The 16,376-nt window shown below is 62.1% G+C and carries 16 protein-coding genes and 1 pseudogene; 5 read left to right on the top strand and 12 right to left on the bottom strand.

The window, feature by feature from the left end:
* Positions 1–19 precede the first annotated feature (19 nt).
* The 6 genes from FJ039_05085 to FJ039_05060 all read right to left on the bottom strand — a co-directional run bounded on the left by FJ039_05085 (position 20) and on the right by FJ039_05060 (position 6,246).
* Positions 20–754 carry a phosphoadenylyl-sulfate reductase gene (locus tag FJ039_05085; protein ID MBM4405546.1) on the bottom strand — a complete coding sequence of 245 codons (735 nt, stop codon included), beginning with the start codon at positions 752–754 and terminating at the stop codon, positions 20–22.
* A 13-nt stretch (positions 755–767) separates the two neighbouring features.
* Positions 768–2,507, bottom strand: a complete 1,740-nt coding sequence (locus FJ039_05080; GenBank protein ID MBM4405545.1) for a bifunctional sulfate adenylyltransferase/adenylylsulfate kinase — start codon at positions 2,505–2,507, stop codon at positions 768–770.
* Positions 2,508–2,533: 26 nt separating this feature from the next.
* Positions 2,534–3,355, bottom strand: a complete 822-nt coding sequence (locus FJ039_05075) for an ABC transporter permease (GenBank protein MBM4405544.1) — start codon at positions 3,353–3,355, stop codon at positions 2,534–2,536.
* Between the two features lies 1 nt (position 3,356).
* On the bottom strand, positions 3,357–4,172 hold the full coding sequence (locus FJ039_05070) for an ABC transporter ATP-binding protein (GenBank protein ID MBM4405543.1): 816 nt from the start codon (positions 4,170–4,172) through the stop codon (positions 3,357–3,359).
* Positions 4,173–4,174: 2 nt separating this feature from the next.
* Complete coding sequence (locus FJ039_05065; GenBank protein MBM4405542.1) at positions 4,175–5,212, bottom strand: ABC transporter substrate-binding protein; 1,038 nt, start codon at positions 5,210–5,212, stop codon at positions 4,175–4,177.
* 284 nt (positions 5,213–5,496) lie between these two features.
* Positions 5,497–6,246 carry a hypothetical protein gene (locus tag FJ039_05060; GenBank protein ID MBM4405541.1) on the bottom strand — a complete coding sequence of 250 codons (750 nt, stop codon included), beginning with the start codon at positions 6,244–6,246 and terminating at the stop codon, positions 5,497–5,499.
* A 90-nt stretch (positions 6,247–6,336) separates the two neighbouring features.
* Here FJ039_05060 and FJ039_05055 point away from each other — a divergent pair, with 90 nt between their 5' ends.
* Positions 6,337–7,068 (top strand): aquaporin, encoded by a 732-nt coding sequence (locus FJ039_05055; GenBank protein ID MBM4405540.1) that lies wholly within the window; start codon positions 6,337–6,339, stop codon positions 7,066–7,068.
* Between the two features lie 24 nt (positions 7,069–7,092).
* Here the strand turns inward: FJ039_05055 and FJ039_05050 are convergent, their stop codons facing one another.
* From FJ039_05050 to FJ039_05040, 3 genes are all read right to left on the bottom strand, one after another.
* The gene (locus FJ039_05050) at positions 7,093–7,290 is read right to left on the bottom strand and encodes a hypothetical protein (protein MBM4405539.1); all 198 of its coding nucleotides are present in this window, start codon (positions 7,288–7,290) and stop codon (positions 7,093–7,095) included.
* Positions 7,291–7,362: 72 nt separating this feature from the next.
* On the bottom strand, positions 7,363–8,034 hold the full coding sequence (locus FJ039_05045; GenBank protein MBM4405538.1) for an NAD-dependent epimerase/dehydratase family protein: 672 nt from the start codon (positions 8,032–8,034) through the stop codon (positions 7,363–7,365).
* 42 nt (positions 8,035–8,076) lie between these two features.
* Complete coding sequence (locus FJ039_05040) at positions 8,077–8,412, bottom strand: carboxymuconolactone decarboxylase family protein (protein ID MBM4405537.1); 336 nt, start codon at positions 8,410–8,412, stop codon at positions 8,077–8,079.
* 135 nt (positions 8,413–8,547) lie between these two features.
* Here FJ039_05040 and FJ039_05035 point away from each other — a divergent pair, with 135 nt between their 5' ends.
* Positions 8,548–9,372: an SDR family oxidoreductase gene (locus tag FJ039_05035; GenBank protein MBM4405536.1), complete on the top strand. Its 825-nt coding sequence runs from the start codon at positions 8,548–8,550 to the stop codon at positions 9,370–9,372.
* A gap of 107 nt (positions 9,373–9,479) precedes the next feature.
* Here FJ039_05035 and FJ039_05030 read toward each other — a convergent pair.
* A pseudogene (locus tag FJ039_05030) lies at positions 9,480–9,638 on the bottom strand (NAD(P)/FAD-dependent oxidoreductase).
* Between the two features lie 163 nt (positions 9,639–9,801).
* On the bottom strand, positions 9,802–10,650 hold the full coding sequence (locus FJ039_05025) for an SDR family oxidoreductase (protein ID MBM4405535.1): 849 nt from the start codon (positions 10,648–10,650) through the stop codon (positions 9,802–9,804).
* A gap of 27 nt (positions 10,651–10,677) precedes the next feature.
* Between FJ039_05025 and FJ039_05020 the strand changes: the two genes are divergently transcribed.
* Both FJ039_05020 and FJ039_05015 read left to right on the top strand, forming a co-directional pair.
* Positions 10,678–13,320 carry a CoA transferase gene (locus FJ039_05020; GenBank protein ID MBM4405534.1) on the top strand — a complete coding sequence of 881 codons (2,643 nt, stop codon included), beginning with the start codon at positions 10,678–10,680 and terminating at the stop codon, positions 13,318–13,320.
* A gap of 36 nt (positions 13,321–13,356) precedes the next feature.
* Positions 13,357–14,517 (top strand): hypothetical protein, encoded by a 1,161-nt coding sequence (locus FJ039_05015; GenBank protein ID MBM4405533.1) that lies wholly within the window; start codon positions 13,357–13,359, stop codon positions 14,515–14,517.
* Between the two features lie 17 nt (positions 14,518–14,534).
* Here the strand turns inward: FJ039_05015 and FJ039_05010 are convergent, their stop codons facing one another.
* On the bottom strand, positions 14,535–15,296 hold the full coding sequence (locus FJ039_05010) for an SDR family oxidoreductase (GenBank protein ID MBM4405532.1): 762 nt from the start codon (positions 15,294–15,296) through the stop codon (positions 14,535–14,537).
* Between the two features lie 92 nt (positions 15,297–15,388).
* Between FJ039_05010 and FJ039_05005 the strand changes: the two genes are divergently transcribed.
* Positions 15,389–16,186, top strand: coding sequence for an SDR family oxidoreductase (locus FJ039_05005; GenBank protein MBM4405531.1), 798 nt, complete (start codon positions 15,389–15,391; stop codon positions 16,184–16,186).
* Positions 16,187–16,376 lie beyond the last annotated feature (190 nt).

Below are 16,376 nucleotides of genomic sequence, written 5' to 3'. Positions count from 1 at the left end.
GAGACGGCGGTGATATGGTCTAGTTCGCCTTCGGCGCTTTTGCTTTTGGGGCCACGTGCAGGCCGCATTCGTCCTTCTCGAACCCTTCCCAGCGCCCGGCGCGGGCATCTTCGCCCGGCTTGGTGATTCGGGTGCAGTAGGTGCAGCCGATGCTCTTAAAGCCCCGGCCAAGAAGCGGGTTCACGATGATTTTGTGGTCGCGAACGTAGTGCCAGGCTTGGTCTTCCGTCCAGGAGGCCAGGGGGTTCACCTTCACCACGTCAAAGCCTTCATCCCACTGGAGGACGGGCGTGGCCTCGCGCGATTTAGACTGGTCTTTCCGGAGGCCGGTGATCCAGGCGTCCACCGTGGCCATGGCCTTGCGGTTGGGCTCCACCTTGCGCAGGTCGCAGCACTTGTCCGGGTCGCGCTTCCACAGCTCCGGACCGAACTTGGCCGCCTGCTGGTCCGGCGTGTACTCGGACTTATAGGCCTCCACCTTGATGCCGTACTTGGCCTCCACCTTGCGGAGCGTCTCGTACGTCTCAGGAAAGAGGAAGTCTGTGTCCAGGTAGAAGACGCGGACATCGTGCTTGAGCTTCACCGCCATATCCAGTAGCACCATGCCTGATGCGCCGCCGAAGGAGCAGGCGAGGAGCAGCCGGGGATGGAACCGGTTGATAGCCCAGGAGAGCAGCTCCTGAGGCTCCGCCTTCTCCATGCGCTTGGCGTATCCGCCGATGTTCTCTTGCGTGATCTTTTCCACAGTCGCCATCGTCGCGTCCTTCCTAGGCCTCCAACAAGCCCTGGGCCTTCAGGTAATCAACGACCTTCTGGACGGAATCCTTCACATGCAGTTTAGACGTATCGAGGGTGATTTCGGGTTTCTCCGGCACTTCGTAGGGGTCGTCCACGCCGGTGAAGCCCTTCATGAGACCCGCGCGGGCCTTGGCGTAGAGCCCCTTGCGGTCCCGGGTCTCGCAGACTTCAACGGGGGTGGAGACGTAGACCTCCACAAAGGCGCCGTACTGGGCGATCATCTCCCGCACCTCGCGGCGGATGGAGGCGTAGGGCGCGATGGGGGCGCAGATGGCTATGCCGCGATGCTTGGTTATCTCGCTCGCCACATAGCCGATGCGGCGGATATTCAGGTCGCGGTGCTCCTTGGAGAAGCCCAGCTCGCTGGAGAGCATCTTGCGGACGTGGTCGCCGTCCAGCAGGGTGACGGGCCTGCCGCTGCGCTCCATGAGCTTGGCCAGCAAGGCGTTGGCGACTGTGGACTTGCCGGAGCTGGGCAGGCCGGTGAAGAAGACGGTGAAGCCTTGGGCGGCCTTCGGCGGGTAGGTGCGCCGCAGCTCCTGGACTACTTCCTTGTAGGAGAACCACTCCGGGATATCGCCGCCGCTGTTGAGGAGGTTGCGCAGCTCCGTGCCGGAGACGTTGCCGATCTTGGCGCCCGTAGGCACTTCCGAGCGGGGGACGTAAGTCTTCTGGTTCTCCAAGTAGACCATCTCTTCAAACATGTGGATGGTCATGCCGAGCTCGGCCTGATGCTTCTGGGTGAGCGTCTGGGCGTCATAGGGGCCGTAGAAGGGCTTGCCTGTAGAGTCGTTGCCCGGGCCTGCATGGTCCCGCCCCACGATGAAATGGTTGGCGCCGTAGTTCTTCCGGATGATGGCGTGCCAGAGAGCCTCGCGGGGGCCGCCCATGCGCATGGCGAGGGGCAGGAGGCTGAGGGCGCGCCTCTGCTCCGGGTAGTAGGGCATGATGGCCTGATAGCAGCGCACGCGGGAGAAGTAGTCCACATCGCCCGGCTTGGTCATGCCGACGACGGGATGCAAGAGCAGGGCATCGGCCTTGGAGACTTCCAGCGCGCGCTGGGTGAGGGTCACGTGGGCGCGGTGCATGGGGTTGCGCGTCTGGAAGGCGACGATATTGCGCCAGCCGCGCTTCTGGAAGAGGGCGCGCAGCTCCGTCGGGGTGTGGCGCAGTTCATTGAAGGTGTACTGCGGCGGCAGCTCGATGCCTTCGATGGGCCCGCCGAGGTAGACGGGGTTGCTCTGCTTGAGCAGGGTGAAGACGCCGGGGTGCAGGGTGTCTTTGGTGCCGAAGACCCGGAGGGCCTCTTGCTCGCGATCCGGCTTCCACATATCGCCGACGGTCATAACGGCCAGGACCATGCCTTCCGGATGGCGCAGGGCGATCTTTTGCCCTTTGGTGAGTTTGCTCGAGAACTCCTCCGTCACATCCAGCGTGATGGGCATAGGCCACAGGGCGCCGGAGGCGAGGCGCATCTCTTTGCAGACCCGCAGGTAGGACTGCTCCCCAAGGAAGCCTGCAAGGGGGGAGAAGGCGCCGTTGAGGAGCATCTCGATATCGCAGACCTGCCTTGCCGTCAGGTCCCAGCTTGGGAGGGCCAAAGCCTCTTTCTTCAGCGCCGCGGCCTTGGAGGCATCCGCCACCAGGTTCCTGAGGGCGCCGCCGTGTGGGGCCACCAGCCCGTCAGCCGTTGTTGCTTTGCCAGACATTAGGTACTCCTTCAATCAATCTCATATTAGGCCTGGAGGCCCGTGAGGCCCCAGCGCTTGCGAACGACTTTTTCAGCAGGCGAGAAGACGAGGCGATCCACGACGATGCCGAGGAAGACGATGACCGCCATGACGGCGATAACCCGGGCGGTATCGTTGAATTCCCGGCCCACTTCCAACAGATGGCCCAACCCGGGGGTGATGAAGAGCAGTTCAGCGGCCATCAGGGCCCGCCAGGCAAAGGCCCAGCCGAGCTTCATGCCTGTAATCAAACTCGGAAGCGAGGCAGGAAAGATAACCCGTATGAATAACGTGGGGCCGCTTGCGCCCAAGTTGCGGGCTGTCCTGAGGTAGAGCGGGGGGATGTTGCGGACGCCATCGGCGGCGGCCTGGCTTACCGCCAGAAGGGAGCCCATGATGACGACAAAGATGATGGCGCGGTCGTTTAGGCCGAACCAGATAAGCGCCAGAGGGAGCCAGGTGATGCTGGGGAGCGACTGCAGGCCGGAGACCACAAGGCCGATGGTGCGTTCCGCCAGCTCATAGCGGGCGATCACCATGCCCAGGACGATGCCGATAACAACGGCGATGGCATAGCCGACAATCATCCGCTTCATGCTGCTGCCGATGGCGATGGGGATGGTATTGTTCTTGATTCCGACCCAGAGGCGGTCAAGCACGGTGGCGGGGGAAGGAAGCGAATAGGAGGGCCAGATGCCCGCGCGGACGATGCCCTCCCACACGAGCCCCAGAGCGGCGAGGAACGCGAGGGAGATGAAGACGCCACGCCAACCGCGCCAATGGGAGCGAGGCTTGGCCGGCAGGGTCTCTTTGGGCTCTTGGACCATGCTACCCATGAAGCGATTCCTCCGCAGCGCCGGGCTCGGCTTTCAAGACGGCCATCGTCTTGGAGATCAGATCGCTCACACCGGGCGATTCGAAGCTGCGCGGGCGCGGGAGGTCTACCGTGAAATCGCTGCGTATCCTGCCGGGTTGCGCGCCGCCCATGACCACTACGCGATCGCCCAGGATGACGGCCTCGCGGATGTTATGCGTGATGAAGAGGACGGTCTGTTTGGTCTGGGCCAGGATGCGCTGGATCTCGTCGTAGAGCTCATCGCGAGTGAGGGCGTCCAGCGCGGCAAAGGGCTCGTCCATCAGGTAGACGGCGGGCGCCAGAGCCAAAGAGCGTGCGATCTGGACGCGCTGCTTCATGCCGCCGGAGAGCTCGTGGATGTAGCTATCGGCAAAGGCGTCCAGGTGAACGAGCTTCAGGTAAAAGTTCGTCACGATGGTTCGCTCCGTCTTCGGCTTCTTGATCATCTCCAGGGCGAACTCCAGATTCTTCCGCACGGTCATCCATGGAAAGAGGGCATGCTCTTGAAAGACCATGGCGCGATCGGGACCGGGCCGTTCGATGGGCTTGCCGTCCAAAAGCACATGGCCGCTATCCGGCCGGATGAAGCCTGCGGCGAGGTTGAGGGCTGTGGTCTTGCCGCAGCCGGATGGCCCCACAAGGCAGACGAACTCGCTGGGATAAACATCCAGATCGAAGCCGGAGAGGGCGAGGGTGTTCTGCCGTTCCCCCTCAAAGGACTTCACGACGTTGCGGAAGCTGAGTTTCGGCGTACCGTTGCCGTTGCTGCCGTTGCGCTGGGTTGCCATAGCTAGCGCACCTCCGGCAGAGCTTGCTCGCGTAAGACGGCGTTGAGGGGGTTGAGATCGGTTATCCCGGCGACCGTTGGCTTTGACGTGAAAAAGCCAAGGGTGTGGTTGCGCTCGGCCACCTGGGAGATGCTGGCGGCGATGGGGTCGTGGGTGAAGGTGAGGCGGTCGAAGCTATCGGCGACGATAGCGGGATTCAAGCTGACACCTGTGAGGCGATGGATCACGCGGATGACGAGGGACTGCGCCTCTTGCGGGTGGCCGTTGAGCCAAGTGGTGACTTCCACATGGGCGGCGAGCCAGCGCTTCACTAGATTTGGGTTCCGCTTCAGGAATCCCGAGCGGGCAATAAGGATGGTGTTAGCGAACTCGCCCTCAGGCCATAGCTCGCGCTCGTCCAGAAAGAGCTCACCCCCGGCCTCAGCGATGAGGCGCGATGCCCAGGGCTCAGGCACCCAAGCGCCGTCAATGCGCCTATCGCGGAAGAGGGTGAAGATATCCGGGTTCTTGGCCGGGAGGACCGTCACACTGCCGCCCCGGTCCTTTGTCTTGAAACCTTCCTGCTTCAGGTACCAGCGCAGGGCCACATCCTGTGAGTTGCCGAGCTGTGGAGAGGCGATGCGCTTTCCCTTCAGGTCGCTCGCGCTATGGATGCCCGCATCCTTGCGCACCACGAGCGCCGCGCCGCCGCTCGCAGAGCCTGCGATGATGCGAAGGGCCTCTCCACCTGAGTTGACGTACCCGTTGATGGCGGGGCTTGGCCCAACATAGGCCAGATCAAGCTCCCCCGCGAACAGCGCTTCGATGACGGCGGGGCCGGCATTGAAGCGCTTCTCTAAAGTCTTGACTCCCGGTCCAAGAGCCTGTTGAAAGTCTCCCCGGCTCAGTCCAATCAGCGCCTGGGCGTGCGTCACGTTGGGGAAATAGCCGACGCGAACTCGTGTGGCCTCTGTTGAGGCGTCCGCTGAGGCGCAGCCAAAGAGGAGGGTGACGAGGGCCAGCAGAGCGGCGCCTGCCACTCCAACGGTCACCCATCTGATGTTTCCACTACGCCTCACCCTGGTTCCCCTTCTTCCTTTGCCTGGTCACAAAAAAAGCCCCCCATTTTCACCGGGGGGCTTCGCGACGTTTGTCTCTTCGAGCCGACTACTGCGCGCGTATCCCTCCCGGGCCGGGGTTGTCACAGCACATGCAGCAGGCGGTGGAGTGGATGCTCATTGAAGTCTGAGTACAGTATCGATCAAGAGAGGAATCGTCAAGGGGGGGATGCTCTTTCCCTGAGGCGCAAAGGAGACGGGTTTACGTAACAGCCTCGCTGGATGGCTTAGGCGGTGAGGGCAGCGATGACCTTAGAGGCATCGCCTGACTCTCGGAGGCGAATGGCGAAGGTGATGCTATCGCCGAAGAGGCCGGGGTTGCTGATCAGACGGGCGAATCGGGCCACTTCCTGGTCGCGGGCGGCGATAGCGGCGGCCTGAGCGCCCTCATCCAATGGAGCGAGCTTCCGGGCGAACGCCCAGGCGGCGTCTCGAGCGTTCTTCATACTGAAGTTCACGATTGCGTCGTCAGCCCTGTTCCCAACGCGGTCGGCCCATCCCAGTAGCGGCGATACCCTGTTCAAGCCAGCCTTTACCGAATCTGTCATTTCTGCCAGCACCATGTTGATTTCTTTGAAGTCGCGCTCTAGTCCCGGCAGGGCGCTGCCTGGCACCGTTTGCGCCGCGGCGATGCCGAGATCGAGGTTGATGTGGGCGTTCATGCCCAAGAGGAGATGCTGGAGGATGATAGGCCGCCAGCGGGATGATTGGTGGAAGGCGACGCGCCACGATTGCGAGCAGGCCCGGCCCTCTTGGTACTGGGCATAGGCCTCTAGATAGCGATTTGCGAAAATGACGTCCAACCGCTCCATCCGAGGGCCGTCTTGGAAGCGCCCGGCGGCGATGCCTTCTTTCACCGCGATGGTGACGCGCCGGTAGAGGGCGGCGAAATACCCCTGGCGGCTCGTGGTTTCTCTGGAGCGCTCAACGATAGCCGTGAGCTGGTGGATGACGTCGTCAATCGTCGTGGCGTGCATGATTCCCCCCATCTGTTGTAGGGAGGTGTATGATACGCGAAATTTTCGCCGGCTTGATCGGAGAAAGGCCGGCAGGAGGGATAGGCGCAGATGGAGGAGTTGAAGAAACCGGAGACGATGCGCGCGATCTGTGCGGAAGCCGTTGGGACGTTCATCTTCATCTTCCTTGTGCTGGGAACGGCTGTTGCCTCGGCCAACGTAACGGGCGGCGGGATGGATGCGGCGCGTCTGCTGACGATTTCCCTGGCCTTCGGCATCTCAATCGCGGCCGTCGTCGCGGCGACGGCGCGGATCTCCGGAGGGCATATCAACCCGGCCGTGACTTTTGCGGCGCTTCTCACAGGGAAGATCGGCAAAGAGAAGGCGGTCGCCTATGTCCTGGCGCAGCTGGTGGGCGCAGTCATCGCCGCAGGTCTTGTCCGGATACTGATTCCTGCGGTGATGGAGTATGAGCTTGGGGCGAATTCCATCGGCCAAGCGGCGCGGGCGGAGGGCTTCACAGAGCTTCGCGGCTTTGGGATGGAAGTCGTCCTCACCTTCATGTTCGTTTGGGTCATCTTCGCCGTAGCTGTGGACAAGCGCGGCCCGGGTTTTCCCATAGCGCCCATCGCCATCGGCCTTACTCTGGCCGTGGTGCACCTGGTGGGCATCCCGTTCACAACAGTCTCGGTGAACCCTGCGCGCACCTTCGGCCCGGCGCTTATCGGAGGCGAATGGAACGCGCACTGGATCTACTGGCTCGGCCCGCTCATCGGCGCCGCGATCGCGGGAGTGACGTACCAGTACATGTTCGGGGAACGGGGGAAGGCGCCCGGCGGTTAAGCTGCGAGGTGTCCCTCTTGTGAGTTAGGGCTTTCTTGTGCCGCCGCGAACAGCCTGAACATACTCAGCGATGGCGCGTTCGGTGCTGTACTTTGGGTGAAAGCCTAAATCGGCCACGATGCGGGTGTTGTTGAGGGGACGCCCGGCCTCTGCAGGATCGGAGTGAATGGCGATCTCAGCCTCCGGCATGGCCTTCTTGATGGCAGCATGCCATTCTGCCACCCGGATGTTCCCCGCGCTCAAATTGAAGAGGCGGTGGGTAGGCTCTGCTACTTCGAGCGCTAGGGCGAAAGCCTATGCAGCGTCTTCAACATGCACCCAGTCCACAAGCTGGTTCAGAGGCGGCAGCTCAGCCGGCCGGCCCAGCGCAACCATCCCGGGAACATCGCCCCACATAGAGGCGGAGCCGAGGTTCCGCGAAAGGCGCTCGTGGCCGAAGACCCTCGGCAGTCGGATGCCGATGGTGTCCAGGCCGAACTGCGTACGGTAGACCTCCGCCGTTACTTCATTAAGCACCTTGCATGCGCCGTAGATCGTGTTCGGCTTCGGGAATTCATCTTCTAAGGCTGCCTTCGATTCCACTGCGTTGCTTGTGGGATAGACGCCCAGGGAGCTGGCATAGACAACGCGCTTGACCCCATGGATGCGCGCCGCCTCAAAGACGTTAGTGGTGCCTACGGCGTCAATACTCACAAAGCGCGGCGGGTTGGCATTTGCAAGGGAACCGATGGCGTAGGCCAGATGGGCAACGCGCTCAACATCGTGGGCGCGCATGGTTTGCAACAGATCCATCGGCTCCTGCAGGTCGCCATGGACGATGACGACGTTCTTTTCGATGTCCGCAACCCTGGGATGGTTAGGATTCGCATCAAAGAGAACGACCTTTGCTGCGCCGCGCCTTTTCACAAGATGCCTGGCGATGTGGGAGCCGATGAATCCCGTCCTGCCTGTGATTATCACGGTCATCTGGGGTTTCCTAAGGCTCTTGGCATACGATGCGGGTGTGGGTTATGCCGGGCGCTTGGCCTGCGGGGCGTCAAGGGCTTCTTTGGCTGCGTCAAAAGCGTTGATGGCGGCGGGCCAGCCACAATAGACGGCGAGATGCATGAAGACCTCTCCGATCTCCTCCTTCTTCACGCCGTTAGCTTGGGCCCCCTGGACGTGGCCGTAGATCTGCGGGGTTTTGCCCATCGCCATCAGCGCCGCTAGGGTATTGAGGCTCCGCTCACGCTTGGTGAGCTGAGGGCGCTCCCAGATATCGCCAAAAGGGACATTGCGGGTGAACTCGCCGAAGTGCGGGGCGAGCGATTCGTAGGAGGAGGGCTTCAGCGGTTCATAACGCATGGATGGAGGCTCCTTTGTGTGGTTTCCCTGCTCTCGCGGCGACTATTGCGCCACGCATAGACAAAAGGTGTACGACGTGGAGTTGCGCTGGCGTACAATGCCGGGAGCGCAGTTGTGAAAAGAAGGTGAAGTACCATGCCGACGTTTGCTCCAGACGCCCTGGCCGGGAAGGTGGCCATCGTCACCGGCGGCGGCACCGGCATCGGGCGCGCCATTGCTTTGGAGTTCGCCAAAGTTGGGGCCGACATTGTCCTTGCCAGTCGCAAAGTGGAGAACCTGGAGAAGGTAGCCGCAGAAGTGCGGGGCCTAGGACAAAAGGCTCTTGTGGCCCAGTGCGACGTTCGGGAGCGCGCACAGGTGGAGGCGATGACGGCGGCGGCGGTGAAGGAGTTCAAGCGCATAGACGTCTTGGTGAATAATGCCGCCGGGAACTTCAACGTTCCGGCGGAGGGCCTCTCCCAGAACGGGTGGAACGCCGTGGTGCGCATCGTCCTTGACGGCACGTGGAACTGCTCCCAGGCCGTCGGCAAGGAGATGATCGCTGCCAAAAAGGGAGGCGTCATCATTAATATCACCTCCAACACGCCCCTCACCGGCTCGCCTGGGAACGTTCATTCGGCCTCTGCCAAAGGCGGCGTGGTGGCCATGGCGCACACCCTGGCGCTGGAGTGGGCCAGGCACGGCATCCGCGTGATGTGCGTGGCGCCGGGGCAGACGGAGACGGAGGGCGTCCGGCAGCAATTGTGGCAGAACCCGGATTCGGACAGGAAGTACCTGCAGGCGATCCCGGCGGGTCGTTACGCCAAGCCGGAAGAGGTTGCCTACGCCTGCATCTTTGTGGCTTCCGCCGCGGGCGCCTACCTGACGGGCAGCACGATCTATGTTGACGGCGGCTCAACTCTTGTGAGCGTGCCCGCCTCCGTGCGCATCCATGAGGCGCGCGGGGATGCAAACGGGTAAGGAACAGGTCACAGGCAATCGCCCGCTTCTGCCGCCTCTTCACTCAACGTTCGTCCCACATTCCTGCCTGCCCGCTTGATCCGGCGGGCAGATCAGCCCTGCTGCCGCTTCCCGAGCATCATATCGAGCTTTGAGAAGCCGAAGACGAAGGCATCAGCCTTGTCTATGAGGACAAGATCAAGCTGATCGCCTAGATGTTCTGATAGGAGTGCTGTCAGCTCTAGGCCGCCGAAGCCTGCTCCAAGAGCCACTACTCGTGTTGGCATTGGGGCAGTATAACAACCCTATGCTCAAGAGACAGCCACTCGAAGCGCGTCAACCGCATGAGACCCGCGGCCGAACCCTGGCCAGCTACCTAACGTGGCGTATGACGAATGACGCGTGCAGGATAGCCCCCATCGCTGGGAAAGGTATGCCCGACCCCTTAGGCTACTTGGGCGTGTAGTGGAGGTTAAAGCCGGAATCTATCCATAGGGATTGCCCGGTGATGTGCCGCGATTCGTCCGAGGCTAGGAAGACGGCGGCGTAGGCCACATCGTCCGGGTCGTTTATCCCCAGCAGGCCTTTGGACTGGTAGACCGGGCCGAAGCCTCCTTGAGCGGCGTACCGCTGTTGGAGTCGCGGCGTTGCTGTGCCTCCTGGTACCAGGAGATTCACCCGGACCTTGTCGGGCAGGTATTGCATCGCGATGGTGCGCATCAGCGGCACTAGGCCGCCTTTGCCCACGGCATAGGCGTTCTGATTGACGTTGCCGTCCACGGCGACGGAGGCCGTGTACATGATGGAGCCGCCGCCATTCTTGATCAGGTGCGGCAGGGCGTACTTGGTGCAGTAGAAGGAACCGTTCAGGTTCACGTCAATCGTCTCATGCCAAACGTCCAGAGGCACATCGGCGGCGCCGACCCGTTCCACGATGGAATACCCGGCGTTGTTATAGAGGATGTCCAGCTTCCCGAAGGCGGCGACGGCCTGGGCAACCATCTTCTCCACCTGTTGCGGGTTGCGGACGTCCGTCACAATGGACTTGACCGCACCCAGGGTTTGCAGCTCTTTCATCGCCGTCTCGCTCGCCTCAGCATTCTTGTCAGCGATGACGACATGCGCCCCTTCACGCAGGAACATCCTTGCCCCTGCAAGGCCGATGCCCTGCGCCCCCCCGGTGATAATCGCGACTTTGCCCGCCAAACGCCCTGCCATAGTCGTCTCCTTTGCCCTTTGGGCCAAACAGCCCGCAGCTTCGCTCGTGTGCTGCTTACTAAGCAGATGGATGGGGTGCATTCTATAGGAGGCTGTCTACCGTAGGGTATGCCTGTATCTGCTTTGATGCGCAGGCTTGCGCGCATCAGGCCGAAGCTGGGGGAATCGGCAGCCGATCCTGAAGTGGTTCTTGGCTGCCGACTCTGCCGAAGTGAAACGGAAGGTGGTACACACAGCACCGTTCGGCTATCCTTCCCCAAAGGCCGGACTGGGGTTCCTATGACCCAAAGGGGAGGCTTCAACACGATGGCACCCACTCCTCAGCAGCGCCCCTTAGCGGGCAAACGAGTCCTGGAGCTTGGCGACTTCATTTCCGTTCCGTTCGCCGCTCGCCTATTGGCGGATGCGGGCGCCGACGTGCTGAAGATCGAGCCTGCAACGGGCGATACAGCCCGGCGGCTTGGGCCGTTTGCCGGGACTCCCGGCTTGGATACCAGCGCCATGTTCGCCTATCTGAACCGAGGGAAGAGGGCGATTGCCACTGACCTGACGGCTTCAGCATCGAAACAGCAAAGGATGCGGCTTCTGGGCCGTGCCGACGTTCTTATCCATGACTTTGCCGCTCTTGAACATTCGCCTCTCGGCATCTCCCAGGAAGATCTGCAGAAGGCATACCCAGGACTGGTTGTCATCTCCGTAACTCCGTTCGGACAGCACGGCCCCTATGCCTCATGGAAGGCGGACGACCTTGTCCTGATGGCGGTGAGCGGCATCGCGAACTGCACGCCCGGCTTTCCGGACTACGCCTCGGATCTCGATGCCGAGCCTCCCCTGCGCTCCAACGGCTATATCGGCGAGTTCATCGGTGGACTCTCAGCCGCAGTCGGGGCCATGCTGGGCCTGCTCGTCAAGGAAAACACCGGGAGAGGGTGCGCCGTTGACTTGGCGAAGCATGAGGCGCTGGCCAGCCTGATGGTGTGGTTCACGGGAGTCTCCGGCTATAGCGGGAATCTCGTGGGGCGCGCTCAACTCAAGGCACGGCAGGCGCCGAACCACTATTTGCCGTGCTCGGACGGCTGGTTTGTCCTTGTCGCCTTCATTGATAAGCATTGGAAGGAACTGGTCGAGATCATGGGAAACCCCGAATGGGCGTCCAGGCCGGAGTTCGCAACCGGCCCCAGCCGGGGCACCCACTGGGATGAGCTTGAGCCGCTTATCGTCTCCTGGCTTGTTGAGCAACGGAAAAACGAGCTCTTTCGGAAAACGCAGGAACGGGGTGTGCCGTCTGCGCCACTCCTTTCCATCCGAGAGGCCTTCTTCAATGAGCAGAGCGCCGACCGGGGCTTCCTGCAGGGCACCGGCGTCAAAGGCGATGCCTCCGGGAGGCTGCCCGGCTCTGCTGTGGTGCTGAACAGGGAGCGCCTGCACAATGCCGCGCCGCTTCCGCCGTTCATCAAGAGGCCTGCGCAAGAAGTTACGGATCATTGGCAAGAGAAAGCACCGGATACACGGGCGCTCCAGCCAAAGCAGGGGAGGGGGCGAACATCGGCTTCTTTGCCTTTTGAAGGCATCCGGGTGCTGGACCTTGGCCAGATGATCGCGGCTCCCCTAGCCGGCCAGTGGATGGCTCAATTGGGGGCGGAAGTCGTCCTATTGGAGAGCCGCCTGAACCCGAACTCTCGAGCCCTCGGTCCATTCTCCGGTGAACCGCCGAACAACTCTTCGATCTTCAACTCGGTCAATCGCGGCAAGCGCTCCTGCACCGTGAATCTCCGCACGCAGGAAGGACTAGCCCTAGCCAAGCAGCTCATCGCATCTACCGATGTCGTCATAGAGAACTTCTCCGCAGGCACCCTGGAGAAGATCGGGTTGGGGTACGAGACGCTCCGCTCGATCCGGCCGGACATCATCGTCGTCTCCATGAGCGCCTTCGGAAGCACCGGCCCGTGGAGCAGATATTCCGCCTTCCATACCGGCGTAATCGCCTCTAGCGGACTGGCGGCGATTACCGGTTACCGGGACTCCCACCCGCGCCTGGTGGGAAGCGTCCTGCCGGATCCTGTCTCTGCGCTCTTCGTTATGCTGAGCGTTAGCCAAGCGCTGTTCAAGAGACGGTTAACAGGGGAAGGCTCGAAGATTGACGTCTCCATGGTGGAGGCGATCCAAAGTCTCTTGCCTGATGCGATAGCCTCCCTCTCACTGACCGGGCAGGAGCCGAAGACGATCGGCAACTGGCACGCGCACAAAGCGCCCCATAACATGTTCCGGGCCGATGGCCCGGATTCCTGGGTTGCCATCTCCATCGGCTCCCAATCGGAATGGGCGGCCCTGTGCCGCGCCATGGGGAGACCGGAGCTGATGAACGCCCCAAGGTTCAAGACCGAAGCGTTGCGGCACAGAAATCAGGAGACGCTCGATGCAATCATCACAGCCTGGACAAAGCCGCAAAGCCGGTGGGCCATCGCGAAGCATCTGCAAAGCCAGGGGGTGCTCTGCGGCCCGGTCTTCAACGAGCACGACCTGATTTCGAACGAGCACTTAAAGGCTCGGGACTTCGCCATCGAAGACCATCACCCTGTCGCAGGGCTTCATTTCACCACAGGCCTCGCCTGGCACCTGTCATCCGGCCGACCGAAGACCGCAACTCCCGCCCCTCTTCTGGGGGCGGATAACGACTATGTGCTCATGTCCCTCCTTGGCTTAGGGAGTGAGCGTATCGAGCAACTGACGAAAAGTCAGGTTATCCATTAAGGCCCTTCCCGCCTAACAGTTCCAACGTAATCCCCCATGCGCTTTGGCTTCACCCCTGCGCAGAACGCCTTGAGGCAGGAGCTTCGCGGCTTCCTTGCACGCGAGATCCCTTCCGGCTGGCGTGGCCGCCACTTCATCTGGATGACGGAGGAGGAGTGGCGCACTGCCCGCCAGTTCGATAGGAAGCTGGGGAAGGCGGGCTGGCTCACGCTCACGTGGCCTAAGGAGTACGGCGGCCAGCAGCGCGGGCCCATGGAGCAGGCCATCTTCCTGGAGGAGATGGGCTACCACCGCGCTCCGAACGGCGGCGGCTGGGCCCACGGCCCCGTCTTCGTCGGGCCGACGATCATGCACTACGGCAGCGCCTCCATGAAGGCGCAGCACCTCCCCCCGATCTCCCGCGGCGACCTTATCTGGTGCCAGGGCTTCTCCGAGCCTATCGCCGGATCGGATCTCTCGGCCCTTGAGACAAGCGCCCAGCGGGATGGGGACGACTACCTGGTCAATGGCATGAAACACCTCATCGGCATGGGCCATCGTGCCGATTGGTGCATCCTCGCCGCCCGCACGGACCGGCAAGCCCCCAAGCACAAAGGTGTGAGCCTCTTCCTGGTGGATATGCACTCTCCCGGTATCCGGGTGGAGTTGATGCCGACCATCCCGAAATACGGCGCCCAGACGCGCATCTTCTTCGAGCAGGTCCGGGTTCCCAAGTCGTGCCTGATGGGCGAAGAGAACAAGGGCTTCTACCAGATGATGAGGACGATGGACTACGAGCGCAATCGCATCATGTTTGCCGCGGACGCCGCCCGCGCCGTTGACGACCTTACCGCCTACGTGAAGGGGCATAAGGCCACGGCGATGATGCGCCACCGGCTGGCCGATAGGCGGATCGAGGCCGGCGCCGCCGTCCTCCTCAACTACCGCATCGCGTGGATACAGGAACAGGGGCGCCTCCCAACGGCGGAGGCCTCGGTGGGCAAGCTTTTCACGGAGGAGCTGCGCAAACGAGTCTCCGCGACGGCGATCGAGATGCTGGGGATGCTGGGGCAGCTCTCCTTTGAAGAGCGGCGCGCGCCGAACAACGGGGCATGGAGCGACTACTACCTCGGGATGGTCTCTTCGACGATCGTCGGCGGCACGTCAGAGGTCCAGCGTGACATCATCGCCCAGCGCGGCTTGGGGCTGCCTAGGTAACCTCGCGCTCCCCAGGGCTACAATCGGCTGACGGTGTTGCCGCCGTCAACCACCATCATCAGGCCCGTAACGTAGTCGCTTTCGCTTGAGCAGAGGTAGACAAGCGCGCCGACGAGGTCAGAGGGATGGCCCATGCGCCTGAGCGGTTGCGACTCCAGCAGGTGGTCAATGAAATGCTTCGGCACCGTGACCATCGTCGCCTCCGTATCAATCGGCCCCGGGGCGATGCCGTTGACATTGATATTGTGCTTGCCGAGCTGGAAGGCGAAGCCGCGCATCATCCCCACGATCCCCAGCTTTGCGATCGCGTAAGGCGTGCTGGAGGCGGAATAGGCGACGGCGGAGGCCTGGAAGACGATCTTGCCCTTGCCCCGCTTGCGCATCGCGGGGACGGCCGCTCGGGTCATCAGCATCTGTCCCGTTAGATTCACCGCCATGAAGCGGTTGTAATAGTCCAGGGGCACGTTCATCAGGGTGTCCATCCGCATACTGTGGTAGATCGCCGCATTGTTCACCAGGATATCCACACCGCCGTAGAGCTGCTCAGCCTGCGCGACGAGCTCGGCGCAGCTCTTTTCATCGGCCACGTCAAGCTTGAGACAGGTTGCTTTCCCGCCCGTGCCTGCGCGATTGATGGAGTCGGCGACGCTCTTGCCCTTCGCCACATTGATATCGGCGACGACGACCGCCGCGCCTTCTCCCGCCAGTGCGTGTGCGTAGGCCTCACCTATGCCTTGCGCTGCGCCGGTGACGATGGCGACCTTGCCTTGGAGCTTCATTTCGGGACCTCTTTCGTTTTATGCTGCAGCCGTAGTATATGGTCGGGCTGTCAAGTGTTAGGATGTGACTCGCCAGGGCAAGGGGGTGCTACATGGATCTGGAGTTGCGAGGGAAGACGGCCATCGTCACTGGAGGAAGCTCCGGGATCGGCAAGGCCATCGCGCTGGGCCTTGCGCAGGAGGGCGTTGACGTTGCCATCTGCGCGCGCGGCAAGGAGGCGCTAACCGCGGCGGCTGAAGAGATCAGCAAAGCGACCGGCCGGAAAGTGGTGCCGCTCACCTGCGACGTAGGCCGCCAGGCTGACGTGGAAGCCATGGTGCGCGCCGCGGCTTCCGCGCTGGGGCACATTGATATCTTGATCAATAACGCCGGTAAGCCCGGAGGCCTTGCCAACGGCCCGCTTCAGGATGTCACGGATGAAGCCATGTTGGGCGACCTGAACGTGAAGTACATGGGCTATCTCCGCTGCGCGCGAGCCGTAGCGCCCTTGATGAAGGAGCGTCAGTGGGGACGAATGATCCATATCGGTGGCAATTCCGCGCGGAGGTCCGGGACCTATAGCACCGGGGCGCGCAACATCGCCATCGTCCACCTCAGCAAGACGCTGGCGGACGAGCTCGGCCCATACGGCATCACCTCCAACGTAGTGCACCCCGGCATAACCCGTACGCCGCACATTGACCGCTCTGCTGAGCAGCGGGCCAAGGCGTCCGGCGCCACTCCTGGCGAAATCATGAAGCAGATGGCGATGGATAACGCGACGCGCCGCCTGGTGGATGCCTCCGAGGTTGCCCACGTCGTCGTCTTTCTTGCCTCTCCAAAAAGCATCGCGGTCACGGGCGAGGTGATCGGAGCCACGGGAGGGAAGGGGCAAGCCGTCTTCCCATAGCGGGCGTTCTCCGGCTGGCCGGGATGTGCAGTCCTTCTAGCGATGTGAGGGAATTCCAGGGGGAAAGCCTGTCCCTTGACGTGAATTCACCAGCGTTGACATTTGTGGATGCATTGGCTAATGTCTAGCACTCCATAAGGGGCGATTTCAGACATTCGGAATGCGAATATCGTGCAAATGTCGTTAAGCT

Source organism: Chloroflexota bacterium (genome assembly GCA_016875535.1).
Lineage (GTDB): Bacteria > Chloroflexota > Dehalococcoidia > SHYB01 > SHYB01 > VGPF01.
Note: the sequence above shows the minus strand (reverse complement) of the source record. Positions and strands in the feature narration are given on the sequence as shown.

What these genes read in the sequence shown, in the direction of transcription:
- FJ039_05085 (MBM4405546.1), bottom strand. Translation starts at nt 754, where the DNA reads ATGGCGACTGTGGAAAAGATCACGCAAGAGAACATCGGCGGATACGCC.
- FJ039_05080 (MBM4405545.1), bottom strand. Translation starts at nt 2,507, where the DNA reads ATGTCTGGCAAAGCAACAACGGCTGACGGGCTGGTGGCCCCACACGGC.
- FJ039_05075 (MBM4405544.1), bottom strand. Translation starts at nt 3,355, where the DNA reads ATGGTCCAAGAGCCCAAAGAGACCCTGCCGGCCAAGCCTCGCTCCCAT.
- FJ039_05070 (MBM4405543.1), bottom strand. Translation starts at nt 4,172, where the DNA reads ATGGCAACCCAGCGCAACGGCAGCAACGGCAACGGTACGCCGAAACTC.
- FJ039_05060 (MBM4405541.1), bottom strand. Translation starts at nt 6,246, where the DNA reads ATGCACGCCACGACGATTGACGACGTCATCCACCAGCTCACGGCTATC.
- FJ039_05055 (MBM4405540.1), top strand. Translation starts at nt 6,337, where the DNA reads ATGGAGGAGTTGAAGAAACCGGAGACGATGCGCGCGATCTGTGCGGAA.
- FJ039_05045 (MBM4405538.1), bottom strand. Translation starts at nt 8,034, where the DNA reads ATGACCGTGATAATCACAGGCAGGACGGGATTCATCGGCTCCCACATC.
- FJ039_05040 (MBM4405537.1), bottom strand. Translation starts at nt 8,412, where the DNA reads ATGCGTTATGAACCGCTGAAGCCCTCCTCCTACGAATCGCTCGCCCCG.
- FJ039_05035 (MBM4405536.1), top strand. Translation starts at nt 8,548, where the DNA reads ATGCCGACGTTTGCTCCAGACGCCCTGGCCGGGAAGGTGGCCATCGTC.
- FJ039_05025 (MBM4405535.1), bottom strand. Translation starts at nt 10,650, where the DNA reads ATGCACCCCATCCATCTGCTTAGTAAGCAGCACACGAGCGAAGCTGCG.
- FJ039_05020 (MBM4405534.1), top strand. Translation starts at nt 10,678, where the DNA reads ATGCCTGTATCTGCTTTGATGCGCAGGCTTGCGCGCATCAGGCCGAAG.
- FJ039_05015 (MBM4405533.1), top strand. Translation starts at nt 13,357, where the DNA reads ATGCGCTTTGGCTTCACCCCTGCGCAGAACGCCTTGAGGCAGGAGCTT.
- FJ039_05010 (MBM4405532.1), bottom strand. Translation starts at nt 15,296, where the DNA reads ATGAAGCTCCAAGGCAAGGTCGCCATCGTCACCGGCGCAGCGCAAGGC.
- FJ039_05005 (MBM4405531.1), top strand. Translation starts at nt 15,389, where the DNA reads ATGGATCTGGAGTTGCGAGGGAAGACGGCCATCGTCACTGGAGGAAGC.